Below are 17,229 nucleotides of genomic sequence, written 5' to 3' on the forward strand. Positions count from 1 at the left end.
GAATAGTAGCCTTTATATCATAATAACTATTAAGATCAGGTAATATTATTGTCTCTCTTGAAATATACTGATTTCCGTTTTTTCTTCAATAACACCAATAACTTGATTATTTGTTTTATCTATATAGCGTATCAAAATGCTTTCTTGAATTTTTGTCGCAAATACAGCCTTGTAATCAATCTTTTAATGCTAATATTATCAAATTAAATACAGGGCTGATATATCAGGCTAGCAACACTTACATGACTCTTTTACCTTTTGCTCTTAGCTCTTCATCACGTTTTTTTTCTGCATTCCCGCCTAGGTTTCATATGTTGGTGTTCCTCTGTCTTCCATACAATTTTCAAACATACCTTGATTCCATACTCCATTTGGATAACCATCTCTTGCAACCCGGTTTTCTGGCTTATGTGCTAAATCTAAACAATATGTTTGATTCTGCTTTCTCAACTTTTGCATTTCTGGCGATTCTGAATTGTAATAATTATTTTCATCCCTTTGTGATTGGGAAATTGCTGATCTTTCAGCATAATAGCCATTGTACCAGTCGGATATGCTGCAGCCATTCAGAAATATTCCGATACTTGTCAGAATAAGTAAACGGATTTTAGCGGTTCGGATCTGCATAATATTTCTTTCCTTCAAATTCAAAATAGCGTCTGCCATGGATTTCATGAATCGGTATCTGCGTGGTGCCGATGACTTTTTGCAGTAGACTATTTTCTTGTATTTTTCAGTACAACGAAAACACTTACCTATTTATTTGAATTGCACCAATATGCGAAAGGCATCTTTCAGATATCAATACAGCCCTGTGTTTAATTTTCTAATATTACTATTATCAAATTAAACACAGGGCTGATATATCAGGCTAGCAACACTTACATGACTCTTTTACCTTTTACTCTTAGCTCTTCATCATGTTTTTTTTCTGCATTGACGCCCAGGCTCCATATGTTGGTGTCCCTCGATTCTTCATACAAATTTCAAACATAGGTTGATTCCATACTCCATTTGGATAACCGGCTCTTGCAACCCGGTTTTCCGGCTTATGTGCTAAATCAGAACAATATTTGTCATTTTGTTTTCTCAGCTCTTGCTTTTCCGGCGATTCAGAATTGTAGTAATTATTTTCATCCCTTTGTGATTGGGAAATTGCTGATCTTTCAACATAGTAGCCATTGTACCAGTCTGATATACTACAGCCACTCAGGAATATACCGATACCAGTCAGAATAAGTAAGCGGATTTTAGCGGTTCGGATCTGCATAATATTTCTTTCCTTCAAATTCTAAATAGCGTCTGCCATGGATTTCATGAATCGGTATCTGAGTGGTGCCGATGACTTTATGCAGTAAGCTATTTTCTTGTATTTTTCAGTACAATAAAAACTCTTATATATTATTTTATTTCAGTTTTACTAGTATACGAAAGACATCTTACCGATATCAATACAGCCCTGTGTTCAATTTTCTAATATTACTATTATCAAATTAAACACAGGGCTGATATATCAGGCTAGCAACACTTACATGACTCTTTTACCTTTTGCTCTTAGCTCTTCATCACGTTTTTTTTTCTGCATTCCCGCCCAGGTTTCATATGTTGGTGTTCCTCTGTCTTCCATACAATTTTCAAACATACCTTGATTCCATACTCCATTTGGATAACCATCTCTTGCAACCCGGTTTTCTGGCTTATGTGCTAAATCTAAACAATATGTTTGATTCTGCTTTCTCAACTTTTGCATTTCTGGCGATTCTGAATTGTAATAATTATTTTCATCCCTTTGTGATTGGGAAATTGCTGATCTTTCAGCATAATAGCCATTGTACCAGTCGGATATGCTGCAGCCATTCAGAAATATTCCGATACTTGTCAGAATAAGTAAACGGATTTTAACGATTCGGTTCTGCATAATATTTCTTTCCTTCAAATTCAAAATAGCGTTTGCCATGGATTTCATGAATCGGTATCTGTGTGGTGCCGATGATTTTTTGCAGTAGACTATTTTCTTGTATTTTTCAGTACAACGAAAACACTTACCTATTTATTTGAATTGCACCAATATGCGAAAGACATCTTACCGATATCAATACAGCCCTGTGTTCAATTTTCTAATATTACTATTATCAAATTAAATACAGAGCTGATATATCAGGCTAGCAACACTTACATGACTCTTTTACCTTTTGCTCTTCGCTCTTCATCACGTTTTTTTGCTGCATTCCCGCCCAGGTTTCATATGTTGGTGTCCCTCTGTCGTACATACAGTTAGTATACATACCCGAATTAATAACACCGTTTGGATAACCAGCCCTTGCAACCCGGTTTTCCGGCTTGGATGCTAAATCTGTACAATATATCCGATTTTGCTTTCTCAGCTCTTGCATTTGCGGCGATTCTGAATTGTAATAATTCTCTCTACTTTTCTGTCCTTCCTTAATCGCTGATCTTTCAACATAATAACCATTGTACCAGTCGGAGATACTGCAACCAGTCAGGAATATGCCGATACCGGTCAGAATAAGTAAGCGGATTTTAGCGGTTCGGATCTGCACAATATTTCTTCCCTACAAATTTATACTAATATTTATCATTGATAATATCAAATGAAATAGTTATTGGTTTTATCAATAATATCAATGCATCCATTACCTTATTTTATATAGATTTCAAACAAGTACCCGCCACTCTCACTTTTACTTCTTTGCCAAAGTTTATTTCTATTATGAAATAAACCAATAATGTTAATGTCATTGCTATAATTAATGCTTATACAAATTTATTATTTCTTAAAACGTTTTATATAATCTCTGTAATAGGGATTTTCTACGGGATGATCAGTATAATTTCCATTCGCATCAATATAGCGTCCACGTTCATCTACCAAATATTGTGCAGGTGGCTCAGCATACCAACCAGAAGGATATACTACTACCCGGCTACCCTGATATCCGTTTAATGCTAGCAGTTTCTCAAATCGTGAAGCATCTGTACTACATCCACATAATATACACAATATAATAAATCCAACTAAGCTAAATTTCTTAATATTACTTGCCACTTTATACTCCATTTTTGTCTATTTAAAAATTGTCTGAGACTAATAAACTTTCTCTCATACATGCTATTGAGGCAGGTGTATAAACGTTAATCAACCACTCATTTTCAGCTTAATCATTGCTGCTAATGTCCAGCTTGACGCGTTTTAGAAACTTATAGCTGAGTCCATTCAATTATCCAAGCACAAATTCATATTTATCAGGAATATAAATATAATATGGCACTCAACAATTTTTAAAAACCTTTTCTCTTCATACATTCTATTGATGCAGGTGTATAAACGTTAATAAACCATTCAGTATTTGCTTCAGAATACAAGGAAACATTTGGTTTAGGCACAGTTAATTGAAGCTCATCAAAACATTCCTTACTAGCTTTCTTATGTGCTGCTGATATCCAGCCCGGACCATTCCAGAATCTTATAGCTGCTTCCATACAACCCTCCAAGCACAAACACATACTTAACAGGAATATAATTTTAATGTGGTGTCTCATGATAATGCATTCCTTCCTGAGGTTTAGTTGACCTTACCAGAATAGGCTAGTTTCTTTTATTTCAGTTGCACTAGTATGCAAAAATCATCTTTTAGATATCGATACAGCCCTGAATTCACTCTTTTAATATTACTATTATAAAATTCAGCTCAAGGCTAATTTATCAGATTACAAAATCATAAGCTGTTAATGTCCAGCTTGAACCATTTATAGAAACATTTTTTAAAAACCTTTTCTCTTCATACATTCTGTTGTTGCAGGTATATAAACGTTAGCCATCCATTCATTCCTTGCTTTAGAACCTTGGGGATCATGTGGGTCAGGCACAGTTAATTGAAGCTCTTCAAAACATTCATGATAAGCTTTGTTTTCTGCTGGTGATGACCAGCCCGGACCATTTAGGGAATTGTGTACTTGCTGGTTTGTTTGCTGAAATCCCAATTTTTTCAAGCTGAGAAAACGTCCCTGGTTTAACTACTATTTTAACCGTAATGCCGTTATACTTTGATGAATATTTTAATACTGGTGAAACAGAAGTTTCAGTCGTTGCTGGCATTATACCTGTTCGCTCAAATTGCTTAAACTGCTCTGGTGACATAGTTCTATAAACAATTTCATTTCCATAAGCATCATATTGTTGTACTGGACTAAGTGGATTTTTAGATTGAGTTACTGGCACTCCAATCCCTTCCCTTGCAACCTGTGTAGGTCCCGCCGTTCCCTTTCCAGCATTCGATTTCCTGAAAACTGGTTAATCTGACCTATGCGGTGATACTCTGACCACTTTGTTGATGGTTGATGTATTGAGACAAACATATCTTATGGTGGAAATTATAACTACTGTCACCCATACGTATTATTTTGTTTCCTGCTACGGCTAACTCTCTGCCCACATGAGTAAGACCATCGTCAGAAGTAGATATATCGCCCTTCGTCTGAATGGGTTTGTTCAAGAGGTTTAATGTAGAGCAAATTACTAACTGATTCAATATGGGATTTTTAATTAAAAAATCATACTTAGCAAAAAGATGACGGATATCATTAATAACATATTATTTTCTTATATCTTCCTCAGTAACCCAGACAAGCTACACACCCAGTTTTGAAACTGAAACTCATGTTTATTTCTTGTACATTCTAGGAAAATATTAGATCCCAGTAATGTAAAGGGATCTAGTTGCTAGGATTGATATATTACGTCGTAATTATTACCTAATTCTATTTGTAATTTTTCTTGTAAACATTTCCCTTTTTCTTTAAAGGCTATTTCTTCATTAATAGTTTTAAATCCAGATTCTAACGGGTTATCTGAATTCAACGTTTTATCATAGTCATCTGACCACTTATTTAACTCATTTTTGAGAGAATCACTGATTAGTAAGGAATCAGGATCAATATTTCCAACTTCATTATCCGAATCAATCCACAATGGATAACATTCATAATCAGCCATTAATTTTATTTTCTTCATTTACTTACTCCCCGCAGGATTTGCTCCAACAATAAAACCATTACTTCCAGTTGTAACAGCTATTCTTTGTTTTTGTCCATTAATCGTAATTTCATAAATTGGTCGTCCTGTTCCTTTTCCTTGATAACCAATAATCTTTCCTTTGGATACAGTGTCTATAACTACATTAGGTATTTGTGATTCTGAAACCCCTATTTTTGCAAAATCACTGGCCTGACGTTCTACAATATGTTGGAGCCCTGCCGATGAATTACCTGTCTCAAGAAAAACTATTTTACCATCAGCTAATTTTTCAACTTTCAAAATATTTTCAGGTGAGAATTTAACGCCATTCTTAGACATTTCTTCCAGATATTGTTGATTTATCGTCCCCTTTCCAGCATTACCAAAACCCGAACGGTAAAACCCCGACCCAAGCGCAGCTTAACGGTTGGCTACAGCCCTAATGGCGGGCAACCTAACCCCAGACCGCAACTGACCATTAAGGGGCGCTGGCTGGAGCAGATAGGCTTTTATGCCGGGCTGCCCGTGGTCATTAAAGTTGAGCAGAACAAGCTGATTATTGAACTTGCGATACAGATCTAAAAAATAATAAAAGATCCCCGCGGCTTAGGCGGGGATCTTCATTACTCATCTACTGGATAGAGCTCTTTTATGTATTGTTCAACAAAGGGCTTTAATTCATCTACAGGATAGACTTCTTTTCGCTGTACTAGATAAGCATCGTCATAAATTACTCTGGCCTCGAGTGCTTTGGCTAATATATACCCTATTACTACAGAAAATTTTAATTCATTTTCTCCTCGGGTTTTTATACCCACCATAATAGGCAAATCGATTTCAGCTTCATCTCTAAATTCAGGTTGAAAATAATGAAAAGTTATCCAACAAAAATATCCATACTGATGGTCTTGTATATTTACAAATTTATCTGATAGATCAATACCTTTGCTTGCAGATAGTCCGACAGATAACTGCCTTATTGGTAACGAATATACCTTAAAACCATCAACTATAATATCCAATAATTCTTCAAAAGAAGGTGTTTCTTTAATTGGGAACATAAATTCATTGGCCATTACTTACTCCCTCCCTTTGTAATTGAACCACCGGTGACATTTAACCAACCGTCCTGAGTTTTGATATATATATTATTTACCGTACCTTCTTTAGTAATGTTGGATACTGGAGAACCGGGTTTAAAGTGATTGATCATTTCATTCATACTGACACCTGTTTTAGAGGCATCTATATATAAATCACCTTTATAGCCTGCTTTTGCCATATCATTTGCCCCGCCAACAATTTTCTTTCGTATTGAGTGGATACTTTGACCCTGAACTTCTTTTAATTGCACAGGAACCCCATTTAACCAACCATCAATACCAGCTTGGCTTTTCTCAGTAGCTCCTTTAAACGTTCCACCTTTGTACCCAACAATATCTAAGGCTTGTTTGTACTCATGATCAAGAAGCTCATTTCTAATTACCGAACCTTGTTTACCCGGTGGTAAAGCGGGTAACTCAGAAGCAGCATTTCCAGCTTGTCCCGCTCCACTCGTCCCCTTTCCAGCTTTTGCTTTAGAACCCTGCTTTTGCATCATTACAGAATATCTATTTTTTATCAAACCTATTTCGTCATTGGTTAGTCTCCTTCCTTTTTTCATGCTCAGTGCACGTATAACTGTTTCAACACTAACTCCTGAGTTGAGTAATGTATCAACTTGCTGTTGCATTATACTAACTGACCCTATGTAGCTCCCAGCAATTTGATATTGGAATACTCTTATAGCTATCTGTTCGTCAGAAGCTCCTGAGCGTTTCATTTTTTTGACTAGATTTAACATTGTAATTTGGTTGAAATCTGCATTGCCGATTACGCTCGCTGGTATCCATTCATTTGCATTTAAATCAAATATGCGTGAACCAAACCTACGCTGACTTTCTCCAGCTCCCCTCATCATTTTATTAGCATAGCTTGTCAATAATATTTTGGATTCTTCTTCTGTTATTTGTCCTGTCATATACAAATTCAATATGATTTTATTTGCTTCATCAGAGGCCTTTAAATATTCTTTTTCAACCTGAATCCTGCACTGATCTGTTTTGCATGCATCATATTTTCTTTGATAATCATCCGCACTTTGTACACCTGCTTTTTTCAGTTTTTCATTTAATATTTTTTCCTGAGTGTTAAGTTTACTTTCTCCCTTACTGTTACGAAGTGCATTATTATCAACCGCCGTATGCCCGGCCTGATTCCCCTGTGCCACATCAGCCATACTGCTGCCTACTGCCGCTCCTGTTGCTGCTCCAGCCAACCCTATGATTGATGAAACCGTGGCTTTTTCATCTGCAGTTAAATCTTTTGATTCCTTGCCATACAGCCATTTCGATACTACCGGCGCCAGAGCTTCTGTTCCTGCTACTATTCATCCTATACTGTTTGTTTAGGAAGACTGATCTGCCCTATCAAATTTAATAGTTTTAATAAACGATTAAATTTAACCATTATTTAATATATGACAATACAATTTGAATTGCCTAGTTGACAAAATAAATTTTTAGATAATTCTTTATCATATCCTAAGCAAGACCATATAAACTGATAATGAATAATACATGTTAAAAGATCTGCATCCTCCGGCAACGGTAACGATAAGTATTTATTAAACATTTTAGCACCACATTCATCAGATTCTTTTTCTGTGAATATACTTTTCGGAGATTGATGGCTTATTCCTGTTTTATGTTTAAACCATGTTAACCAATTATACTTTCCTTTCATATAAATATTTGAAATATCAAAAAGATAAGCACTATCGTACTCAAGTATATTTCTTTTTAATCCAGATTCACTTATTTTCTTTTCTATAAATCTTAGGAATTAGATTATATATATCACCAACTTGATCATAACTATAATCAGTTACTTTATCAAAATAATCAGTATAGTTTTTATACTCATCAGACGTGCACTTTCCTGTATAAAAACACTGGTCATATTTCTCCAATTGACAAAAAAATTTCTTTTGTTCTCTTATATCAAAATCTTCGGCCTGTACTGGCCTTTCCGCTATAAAAACCAGTACAAATATCAAAAATATACTTTTAAAATAATTAAACATTAGATTCTTTTGTTTTATTTCATAGGTTGTCCATTTATCATTCTGAAATGTGCTTTATACGTTATAGGATTTCCCTGAGGATCAAAACTATTAACCCAGATATCATAATAACCATTAGCATCAGGTTTTAATGTTGTTTCTTGAGGAATACACAGATTAAAATACGTCTATTCTATGACATTAAACTACTTAATTATCTGTATTGAGTGTATTTTTATCAAAACTGTTTGTAAATTATACAGTTTTAGCAAAAAATTTTATAACAGACAACAGTACAGCTCCGCTATGGCTTATGATGAATATCATTTCTTATTATTACCATTTAATCTCACATTTTTTTCCTGATTGACAGAATAAATTTTTCATTAAGATTTTGTCATCTGGTTGGCACCATGGGTCATTAATTCGATAATTAAAAAAGCAGGTTTCTACATCAGCATCTTCTGGCAACGGTAAAGATAAATATTTTCCAAACATTTTTATTCCGCAAGCCTCCTTATTTTTTAAAAATATATCTTTAGGTTTTTTATAACTTATTCCAGTATTATTTTTATACCATGATAACCATTTATATTTTAAATCAATATATGCGTAGGCTAAATTACTTACAAAAGTACCATTATAAATTATGTAATGCGGAAAGTTTTCACTCAGTTCATCATTACCTGCCCATTGATATATATCAGGAAGTTTATCATATAAAGATTTAGCATTTTGATTGATATCACCGGTAATTTTTATAAAATAATCCGTATAATTTACATAGTCTTTATAATCACACTTTCCTGTATAAAAGCATTGATCATACTGCTCAAGTTTACAGAAAAATTCCTGTTGTTCTTTTATACTAATTTGTTTTGCAAATATTGACTTGTTAAAAAACATTAACAATATAATTAAAAACAATTTTTTTGACTGTATTAACATTATTTTTACTTCCTAACGTAACATTTGTCCATTTTTCAATCTGAATCGCATTGGACCAGTCTGGCCTTGAATAGTAGCATTTATATCATAATAACCATTAGAATCAGGTAATATTACTGTCTCTCTTGAAATATACTGATTTCCTTTTTTTTCCTCAACAACACCAATAACTTGATTATTTGTCTTATCCACATATAGCATATCAAAACTCTTTCCTGAATTTTTGTCTTTAAAAGAGCCCTGCGCTCGTTCAGTATTGTCAATTTGATTTTGCAGATCAACAGCTGCACTATGATCCATACTAAAATCTGATTTGGGATCATTCTCTGGCTTCCATTTACTTTTATCCCAGTTACCTATACTACCAATTGCTGTTCCATGTTTTGATTTTTCATATTGCTCATACAATTCATGCATAATAGCTGCAATACCACTAATTCCATATGGAATTTTATCGTATTCAAGCACATCTTCTAAATCAATTATTTGATTTTGATAATCACCTGTATTTACCATAGGTACATTTTTGTCAATTGTTACTTTAGCAACATAATTAAGGTCATTAATTATTTTTTGTAAATTTTCATATACTTTTTGTTCTTTTGGAGTAAGTTTACTTATATCACCAATAATACTTAGTTCCAAAATTTCATAGCCATCACTGGTTTTTATAGGATTACCATCTTTATCTAGTTTAGGTTGCAGCTTTACTTTATTACCTAAATTTTTATAGAAAAAGTCTATAATTTCTTTTTCCTGTACTTTTTGTGTTAATTTCCACGCCAGTTCATTATTATCCACTGCCGTATGTCCGGCCTGATTCCCCTGTGCCACATCAGCCATACTGCCGCCTACTGCCGCTCCTGTTGCTGCTCCGGCCAGCCCTATGATTGATGAAACCGTGGCTTTTTCATCTGCAGTTAAATCTTTTGATTCTTTGCCATACAGCCATTTCGATACTACCGGTGCCAGAGCTTCTGATCCTGCCGCAGCCAGTCCGCCAGCCAGTGCATTATTTCCTCCTGCTGCCGCTACTGCTGCTCCTACTACTGCGTGCGCCACCAGATGCGCAGTGCTGCCTTCTGCATCTTTTCCTTTAAAGTACTGTCCTATCTGATATGAAACTATCGGGCTGGCTGTGGCTGCCACTATCCCTCCTATACTGTTAGTCGGGGCGGACAGGCCTGCTCCTATCGCATTTAACAGTAATCCGCCTGCATTCCACTGCGACAGTTCTTTTTCATATTTTTCACGTTCTTCCGGACTCAGTGCTGTATTTTTCAGTTTTTCTTTGAGGGCATCTTTTTTACTGTTTATCATAGCAGAGGCTGTCTGCATGTTATCGCTGAATTCCTGACTGATTTCACGCTGTAAATCCAGCTCTTTCTGTACCTTATCTTTATCAAAGTTATTATGCAGATATCCGGCCTTATCAGCATAATCTTCGCTGCTGATATCAGTATGGATGGCTGCTATGGTTTCTGCTACGGTTTTGCCGGTTTTCTGCTGCTGCGCTGCTTCATCAGTGATGATGATATTGCCGGTATTAATACCGCTGTGGGTAATACTGCTGGTATGACCACTGTCACTACCATAGCCAACCGTTCCTTTGACGTTGCTGACACTCTCGCCTGTTTGGTTGTTTATGCTGGAATTATCCCAGCCTCCGTGATAGTTACCACTTGCACCTATTCCAATGCTGCTGCCACTGTAATCGCTGTGATTTTTGATGTCACTGCTGGTAAGACTGCCGGTAATCAGGCTGTTTTTACCTGCTGCTTCTGCGGCACTGGCAGAAGTTATGATGGCACCTTTCAGATCTGTATTGCCTTTGACTTTAATCTGATAGCCGTCATCTCCGGCTATGATGCCGCTTTGTTCGGTTACTCCGGCATAATCGGCTTTGATTTTGCTCTTGCTGTAGCTGGCCGATCCCGATGCACCGTAGCCTACAGTGACCTGTCCGCTGATATTCTCCTGTTTACTGTCATATTTTGCTTTGTCCTGCAGGCTGGCTATGTTCAGCTCGGCTGCATCTATACTCACGCCTTTACCGATTACCTGTGCACCTATGATGTTGGTAGCACCGCCACTGCTGAGGCTGGTACTGCCGCTGCTAATGCCGACATGGCTGTTCCGGTAGCTGGTTTCGTCTCCGTTACCATGGCCTTTACCCAGATTGCCCCCGGCTGTAACACCCAGAGATGTGCCACCAGAGCCATAGCTGATAGCCACTCCGGCATTCCAACCGCTGGATTTATTACTGCTGCGCTCGCTGTGGCTTTGTTCGGCTGCAAGCAGGTTAATTTCGTTATCTGCCTGTAAATGGGTGCCTTTGCTGCCTGCCACATCTGATCCGATAATGTTGATATTAGAGTCTTTGCCTGCGCCCGTTGCCAGTAAATTGACTGTTCCGCCGGCATTAATCTGACTGGCAGAGGCCACGGTATCTTTTGTGTGATTTTCACTGCGACTCTTCTGCTGACCGATGGTTATGCTGACACTGACATTTTGGTCTGCTGATTGATCGCTGCCAAGTTTATTCAAAGCTTCGCCTGCTTTGTAGGTATCCATACCGGCATTGAAGGCAGCCATGGCATTGACGCGGTCATTTTTACTTTTACCTACGCGGTTAATGGCAGTATTCGCAGTCTGGATGGCATTCACCACAGGTACGTTGACAGCAACGGTGAGTCCGCTCTTTTCAAAAGTATGAATATTGTCTCGGTTATGTTTATCTTGCGCAGCTGCAATATTTATATCTTTAGCCGCTATGGTTACATTGCCTGCAGGTGTGCTCACGCTGCTGCCGGTCTGGTTGTAGTGATTATCCGCAATGATAACGGTATCTCCGTACAGGCTGCCGATGCTGCTGCCGCTGTGAACAAGAGATTTACTGGTGGTATCGTCAGTTTCTTTCTGTTTACCGATAGTGAAGCCGATACCGCCGCTGCCCATCAGACCGGATTTAGTATCTTTGTGATACTGACGATCAGCATAATGATTTTCTGCGGCGCTGATGCTGATATCGTTACCCGCCTGCATAATGGTACCGAAATCAGAGATGACGTTGCTACCACGGATATTAATGTCTTTATCGCTGCTGATGTTGATTAAAGCTCCGGTAATATTACTGGATACAGCTTCATCATGGTCGGCCTGATACTGATCAAGACTGGTTTTTTTCGACAACAGACCGCTGGATTTAATATATGTAGAATGATCCATCTCGGTTTGCTGGCGTCCTTCGCTGATATTAACGCCGTTTTTACCATAAAGGTTGATATTACCCTGAAGGCTGTTGATATCACCCTGCCTGATATTGAGTTGCTCTCCGGAAAGTATGTTAATGTCGCCGATGGCATTGATGCTGGTACCGGTTTCATTCTGATAACGGTTTATCCAGTGATTTTTATCGCTGCGGCTGCCTGAGGCCATATTGGTTGCAGTGGTCACTGTATTAAGATCGATAATGCCCTCTCCGGAGCTAAGCTGAGTAATGCCATTCTCAGCTGTATTGGTAATGCCGGCACCGTGACTGGTAATACCGTGTATACCGGCCACACTAAGAATACTGTCTTTTTCACCAGTGACATATAATCCTGCGGTGCGGTCAATAATGGTGCCGCCATTATGTTCATCTCCATAGCTGACGGTAGTGCTGCTGAGGTTGATTTTATCGGCTTTCAGACTAAGCAGATCTTTACCTGTGGCCACTCCGCCATTAAAGTCAATGTTCTCTTTGGCAGTGAGACCAACTTTATTGCCACTGATAGTACCGCTGTTGCTGATATTCTGTGCACCGATACTGGTAATATTCTGACCGGCTATGGTGCCCTGATTATTTATATTACCGCTATTTTGCAGGTTAATATTGCGGGCGCTGATGAGACTGCCGTTGTCATTGACATCTCCGCTGTGAACCATCAGATACACTTTAGGTACGAGTACTGTCTGCTGGCTGCCATCTGCCAGAGTGACGGTCTGGCTGACCATCCACACGATGTTACTTGTCAGTTGCGCCATTTGCTCAGGGCTCAGGTCTATTCCCGGTGTCAGGTTAAATTTCTGTGCATATGCGATACCGGCATTCATCAGTGCTTTATATTGCTCTTCATTATCGCTGTAGCCTTCGAGATAACGGTAACCGGTCAGTTTAGCTATCTGCTCGTTAATCAGCCGCTGTTCATAGTAGCCGTCACCAAGCCGTTTTTGCATGTTCTCGGGATTCTGCCCCAGAGCGCTGAGCATATAATCACTGCCCAGCCATTTTCTCATGTTGGTAAAGGCCGGATCAGTTTCTACCAGATAGCCGCTATTATCCGGACTAATATGATAAAGGCTGTTGTTAGGCAGTTTGGTATTGTAATCACTGAGGGTCTGTATGTTCTGGTTGTGACTGTTTAACTGTGTCTGTGCCTTATCTTGCTGCTGTAGCTGGTTATTGTTTTGAACCTGCTCTGCATGTGCCTGATTGGTTCCTGTGCTGGTGTGTTGCTGTACTACACTGACCGGAGTATCAAATTCATGGCTGCTGATGATAGTTTTGTTATACGGGGTTTCACCATTCGTTTCAATTTTTCCCTTTGACGTGATTGAATTCACATACTTATAGCCACCCTCTATTCCATGCTCTTCTACTCGCTGCCGGCCTTTGGTTTCTTTGTTCTCCAGATTCAGATTATCTGTACTCTGCAAGGTGCCACCAACGATAATATGGCTGTTGTCATTAAGCCAGTATTCACCACTGACGGTTAAATCTCCGCCTATAATAATTTCTCCGGGCTGAGTTTCGGTTACTTTCTGTTTATAAATATCACGTTTAAAATCCCACCAGTGCAGGTTTGATACTGAATATTTTTTCCATACTTTCTGGCTTTTATCATTAAAGGTAAAACTGATTTTTTTTCTTTCTTTTTTATATTTACCGTCTACACCATCTACCCAGATTTCAGGGTTACCTTTCTCCTGATACTGATGAATTTGGTTACTGCTCTCCAGATATTCTTCTACGCTAAAATGGTTATTTTGATTTTTTAATTGTTTAACTGCAATATTGCCATTACCCTGCGCTTCTATCCGTGCACTGCTGTTAATGAGACTGTCTGCCATACCACTGGCCTGATGCTGCTCATTCAGAATGCCTCCGATAGCAATATCACCTTCGCTGGATAACAGAGCATGCTCTTGATTTATGATATTGGAAGCACCAATATCCAGACGATTTCTGGCTGCTACCACTGCCGCTTTGGTTTCGGTACCGGTGTTTTCTTCCTGATTAAACAAGTTATGAGTACCAATAGCCACATGATTACCATAAATACGGCCGGTACCGATGTTGTTGATGTTGCTGCCCGACTGTATCAGTGTAGTACCGTTACTATTGAGCAGACCGCGATTAGTAATACTGTCAGCTGCGTTCAGTTCGGTATGGCTGTTACTCTGAATAATCCCATTGGTCTGGTTACTGATGTTCGCCGCTTTGATAATTACGCTATTGCTGCCGGTTACGGTATGGCTATTACTGATATTTCCCTGACTGCTGATACTCAGGTTATGACCGGCACTCAGATCTGTATCAATGCTGAAATCATCAATCAGCGCAATATCTGCATCATTCCCGGCAGCAATAGTACTTTGGTTGTTGAGATTTTTTGCATGCAAACTAAGATTCTGCCCGGCAATAATCCGGCCATTATCGCTATTATCTACATGGAGATTATTGCCACTGTTATCAGTGCCGTTACCGCTAATTGATATGTCTTTAAGAGCGCTTATCTGCCCCTGCTGATTATTGAGGGACTGGTTAATTACGGCATCGATTTTTTCATTGGCACGTATAGCGCCTTGTTTGTTATTCAGATTATTACTGCTAATCCGGATGGCTTCTGCATCTATTGAGCCCAGCTGATTGTTTAATTCGCTACTGTATATATCTGCCTGTTTACCGGCACTGATTTTACCATTGCTGTTTTCGATGCTAGTAGCATAAATAGTCAGCTGACCATTACTGCCAATTTGTCCGTCACGATTATCTGCCTGATTTTGTATCTTCAGTTGCTGATCAGCTATGCTGCGGACAGCACCCTGCCGGTTATTCAGATTTGCTGCATCTATCCTCAGGCTGTTACTGTCTATCGCTCCGCTGCTGTTGTTCAGAGTGTCTGTTTCCAGCTCTGTCTGACCGCCGCTCCACAACTGCCCGGCATTGCTGTTATCAATGTAGCTGCTGCTATTAAGCTGCAATTTGTTCTGGGCTGCTATTACACCGCTATTGCTGTTATTTGTTTCTGCGCTGTTAATTTCTATCTGTCCGGCTGACTGGATACGACCATGGCGGTTATCCAGTGCTTTACCTGCGTACTGTAACTGCTCGCTGCTGCTGATTTCACCCTGCCGGTTATCCAGCCGGTCAGTTTTGATTTGTGCCTGTCTGACAATCAGTTTGCCCTGAGTATTATCCAGCAACTCTCCGCTTACCTGAAGGTGATTCAGATGCAGATTAGCATGGTTACTCAATCCGTTATGAGCATTAAGATCGATGCCGCCATTACCTATAATCTGCCCGTTATCATTGATAATTTCCTGCCGGCTGATGATTTGTCCGGCTGCAAACTGTTTAGGCTGGCTGAGTGCAGGTTTGGTCTGACCTGTTGCTGTTGCACTGCCTGGCGGATTGGTATTGCTGTCTGACGGTTCTCCGGTGTTAGCCGGTTTGTCAGGGGCTGGTTCTGTGCTGCTTTCTGCTGGTGCATAACCAATCAGACCGTTGTTTTCGTTGCTTAGTTTATCTGTTTCCAGACTCAACGCCTGCAAACCGCTCTGGATAATTTTGCCGTTACGGTTATGAAGGCTGTCACTGATGATGTCCAGACGGCCACCGTTGATTTCTCCCTGATTATCCAGTTGTTGCCGGTTACGGATATTCAGTTCGTCAGCACTGGTAATTAAACCACTGTTGCCTAGCTGCCGGCTCTGTAATTGCAGTTTACCCAGGCTGGAGACAGTACCGCTGTTGCTGATACTGTCAGCTTTGATGGCGGCTGTAGCACTATCTGCGCCGACACTGCTCTTATCAGCAGCAACGATACTGCCGCTGTTACTCAGTTTGCCATCGGCACTAATCTGTACGCCACCTGCTCCGGCAAATATCTGACCGGCATTATTAATGCCGACACCTTTGTCGTTGCTGACGAGTGTGATTTTACCTGCGTACATACCGGCCAGTTTGCCACTGTCTATGGCTACCTGGTTTAGAGCTGAGTTCTCAGCCGGATAGCTGGGTGTAATTTCACCCTGCGAAGTAATATCGTTGCTGCCGGCAATAATATTGAGATTATTTGCCCAGATGCCGGCATTGATTTGAGCAGCTTTGGTCAGGATATTGGTGTAATCACTACCCCGACTATCCAGCCCCTGTCCGTTGATGCTGATATTGCCTTCACGTACCTGAAAACCATCCAGACTACCATTATTGAGTATGGGTTTGCCGGTAGTCAGTGTTACACCGGCAGCATTAATAAAGCCACCTCCGTTAACATTGATTCCGGCGGGGTTTGCCATGATAACTTCGGCACGTTTACCGGCTACTTCGATGTAGCCGTTAATCCGGCTGGGGTTGCTGCTATTAATCTGGTTAACAATAACTCTGGCTTCGCCTCTGGCCAGCCAGGGATTGCCCTGTACCCAGCCGGCCTGCTGTGTCTGAACGCTTTTACGGCTATTGTTGAGGATAACACCTTTTTGATTTACATCCAGCTGCCGGTACTGATTGACGGACACGCCGCCTTTACTTGGAGTCTGAATATTTATCTGTGGTACACCATTGGCAGTTTGTAATATGGTGGGCTGCTGATTCTTAGGTGCAGATGTATCTGCGTGAATGTCGGCCGCAATAGCTCCATTACCGGTCAATACGCATAAACCCAGTCCTAACAGGATAGACCCAGTGATTAATGGCAACTTGGCCAGCAGGCTGCCGGTAATGCTGTTACTGCTGCGGTCGGCTGTGCTTTTACCTTCGCGAGTGGTGTTTTCTGCTACGGCTACCAGCATGCCTCTTTTTTTATTGAATATGATTTTATAACGGTTTTTGTTCATAATTAATCCTCTTAAATCTGGCTTTATATCTTTAATTCATAGC

At 39.4% G+C, this 17,229-nt stretch carries 15 protein-coding genes; 2 read left to right on the plus strand and 13 right to left on the minus strand.

Annotated features, from left to right (window positions below; genetic code table 11):
• Window positions 1-300: 300 nt before the first annotated feature.
• The 9 genes from GYY70_RS10080 to GYY70_RS10120 all read right to left on the minus strand — a co-directional run bounded on the left by GYY70_RS10080 (window position 301) and on the right by GYY70_RS10120 (window position 5,374).
• Window positions 301-675 (minus strand): hypothetical protein, encoded by a 375-nt coding sequence (locus GYY70_RS10080; RefSeq protein WP_174832272.1) that lies wholly within the window; start codon window positions 673-675, stop codon window positions 301-303.
• A 232-nt stretch (window positions 676-907) separates the two neighbouring features.
• Complete coding sequence (locus tag GYY70_RS10085; protein ID WP_174832273.1) at window positions 908-1,270, minus strand: hypothetical protein; 363 nt, start codon at window positions 1,268-1,270, stop codon at window positions 908-910.
• Between the two features lie 258 nt (window positions 1,271-1,528).
• Entirely contained in the window at window positions 1,529-1,957 is a 429-nt protein-coding gene (locus GYY70_RS10090; RefSeq protein WP_174832274.1) for a hypothetical protein, read from the minus strand.
• A gap of 205 nt (window positions 1,958-2,162) precedes the next feature.
• Entirely contained in the window at window positions 2,163-2,561 is a 399-nt protein-coding gene (locus GYY70_RS10095; protein WP_174832275.1) for a hypothetical protein, read from the minus strand.
• Between the two features lie 227 nt (window positions 2,562-2,788).
• On the minus strand, window positions 2,789-3,067 hold the full coding sequence (locus GYY70_RS10100) for a hypothetical protein (RefSeq protein ID WP_144353295.1): 279 nt from the start codon (window positions 3,065-3,067) through the stop codon (window positions 2,789-2,791).
• A 233-nt stretch (window positions 3,068-3,300) separates the two neighbouring features.
• Complete coding sequence (locus GYY70_RS10105) at window positions 3,301-3,501, minus strand: hypothetical protein (protein ID WP_174832276.1); 201 nt, start codon at window positions 3,499-3,501, stop codon at window positions 3,301-3,303.
• Between the two features lie 412 nt (window positions 3,502-3,913).
• On the minus strand, window positions 3,914-4,240 hold the full coding sequence (locus GYY70_RS10110; RefSeq protein WP_174832277.1) for a hypothetical protein: 327 nt from the start codon (window positions 4,238-4,240) through the stop codon (window positions 3,914-3,916).
• Between the two features lie 501 nt (window positions 4,241-4,741).
• Window positions 4,742-5,032: a hypothetical protein gene (locus tag GYY70_RS10115; RefSeq protein WP_025331481.1), complete on the minus strand. Its 291-nt coding sequence runs from the start codon at window positions 5,030-5,032 to the stop codon at window positions 4,742-4,744.
• Window positions 5,033-5,374, minus strand: a complete 342-nt coding sequence (locus tag GYY70_RS10120; RefSeq protein WP_174832278.1) for a hypothetical protein — start codon at window positions 5,372-5,374, stop codon at window positions 5,033-5,035.
• A gap of 15 nt (window positions 5,375-5,389) precedes the next feature.
• Here GYY70_RS10120 and GYY70_RS10125 point away from each other — a divergent pair, with 15 nt between their 5' ends.
• On the plus strand, window positions 5,390-5,617 hold the full coding sequence (locus GYY70_RS10125) for a SymE family type I addiction module toxin (RefSeq protein WP_180214751.1): 228 nt from the start codon (window positions 5,390-5,392) through the stop codon (window positions 5,615-5,617).
• A gap of 41 nt (window positions 5,618-5,658) precedes the next feature.
• On the opposite strand, the gene GYY70_RS10130 is transcribed toward GYY70_RS10125, so the two are convergent.
• Together GYY70_RS10130 and GYY70_RS10135 are read right to left on the minus strand one after the other, a co-directional pair.
• Window positions 5,659-6,111 carry a hypothetical protein gene (locus GYY70_RS10130; protein ID WP_078474266.1) on the minus strand — a complete coding sequence of 151 codons (453 nt, stop codon included), beginning with the start codon at window positions 6,109-6,111 and terminating at the stop codon, window positions 5,659-5,661.
• Entirely contained in the window at window positions 6,111-7,352 is a 1,242-nt protein-coding gene (locus GYY70_RS10135) for a VENN motif pre-toxin domain-containing protein (protein ID WP_238791931.1), read from the minus strand. Before GYY70_RS10135 ends, GYY70_RS10130 begins: the two co-directional genes overlap by 1 nt.
• A 4-nt stretch (window positions 7,353-7,356) precedes the next feature.
• Here GYY70_RS10135 and GYY70_RS12245 point away from each other — a divergent pair, with 4 nt between their 5' ends.
• Window positions 7,357-7,485, plus strand: a complete 129-nt coding sequence (locus tag GYY70_RS12245) for a hypothetical protein (protein ID WP_255454300.1) — start codon at window positions 7,357-7,359, stop codon at window positions 7,483-7,485.
• 989 nt (window positions 7,486-8,474) lie between these two features.
• On the opposite strand, the gene GYY70_RS10140 is transcribed toward GYY70_RS12245, so the two are convergent.
• Window positions 8,475-9,086 (minus strand): hypothetical protein, encoded by a 612-nt coding sequence (locus GYY70_RS10140; protein ID WP_174832280.1) that lies wholly within the window; start codon window positions 9,084-9,086, stop codon window positions 8,475-8,477.
• Between the two features lie 12 nt (window positions 9,087-9,098).
• Complete coding sequence (locus GYY70_RS10145) at window positions 9,099-17,186, minus strand: hemagglutinin repeat-containing protein (protein WP_174832281.1); 8,088 nt, start codon at window positions 17,184-17,186, stop codon at window positions 9,099-9,101.
• Window positions 17,187-17,229 lie beyond the last annotated feature (43 nt).

The organism is Snodgrassella sp. ESL0324, assembly GCF_013344955.1.
In the GTDB taxonomy this organism is placed as follows: domain Bacteria; phylum Pseudomonadota; class Gammaproteobacteria; order Burkholderiales; family Neisseriaceae; genus Snodgrassella; species Snodgrassella alvi.

Coding starts and splice junctions, on each gene's coding strand:
- GYY70_RS10080 (WP_174832272.1), bottom strand. CDS start 675: ATGAAATCCATGGCAGACGCTATTTTGAATTTGAAGGAAAGAAATATT.
- GYY70_RS10085 (WP_174832273.1), bottom strand. CDS start 1,270: ATGCAGATCCGAACCGCTAAAATCCGCTTACTTATTCTGACTGGTATC.
- GYY70_RS10090 (WP_174832274.1), bottom strand. CDS start 1,957: ATGGCAAACGCTATTTTGAATTTGAAGGAAAGAAATATTATGCAGAAC.
- GYY70_RS10105 (WP_174832276.1), bottom strand. CDS start 3,501: ATGGAAGCAGCTATAAGATTCTGGAATGGTCCGGGCTGGATATCAGCA.
- GYY70_RS10115 (WP_025331481.1), bottom strand. CDS start 5,032: ATGAAGAAAATAAAATTAATGGCTGATTATGAATGTTATCCATTGTGG.
- GYY70_RS10120 (WP_174832278.1), bottom strand. CDS start 5,374: ATGTCTAAGAATGGCGTTAAATTCTCACCTGAAAATATTTTGAAAGTT.
- GYY70_RS10130 (WP_078474266.1), bottom strand. CDS start 6,111: ATGGCCAATGAATTTATGTTCCCAATTAAAGAAACACCTTCTTTTGAA.
- GYY70_RS12245 (WP_255454300.1), top strand. CDS start 7,357: ATGATTGATGAAACCGTGGCTTTTTCATCTGCAGTTAAATCTTTTGAT.
- GYY70_RS10140 (WP_174832280.1), bottom strand. CDS start 9,086: ATGTTAATACAGTCAAAAAAATTGTTTTTAATTATATTGTTAATGTTT.
- GYY70_RS10145 (WP_174832281.1), bottom strand. CDS start 17,186: ATGAACAAAAACCGTTATAAAATCATATTCAATAAAAAAAGAGGCATG.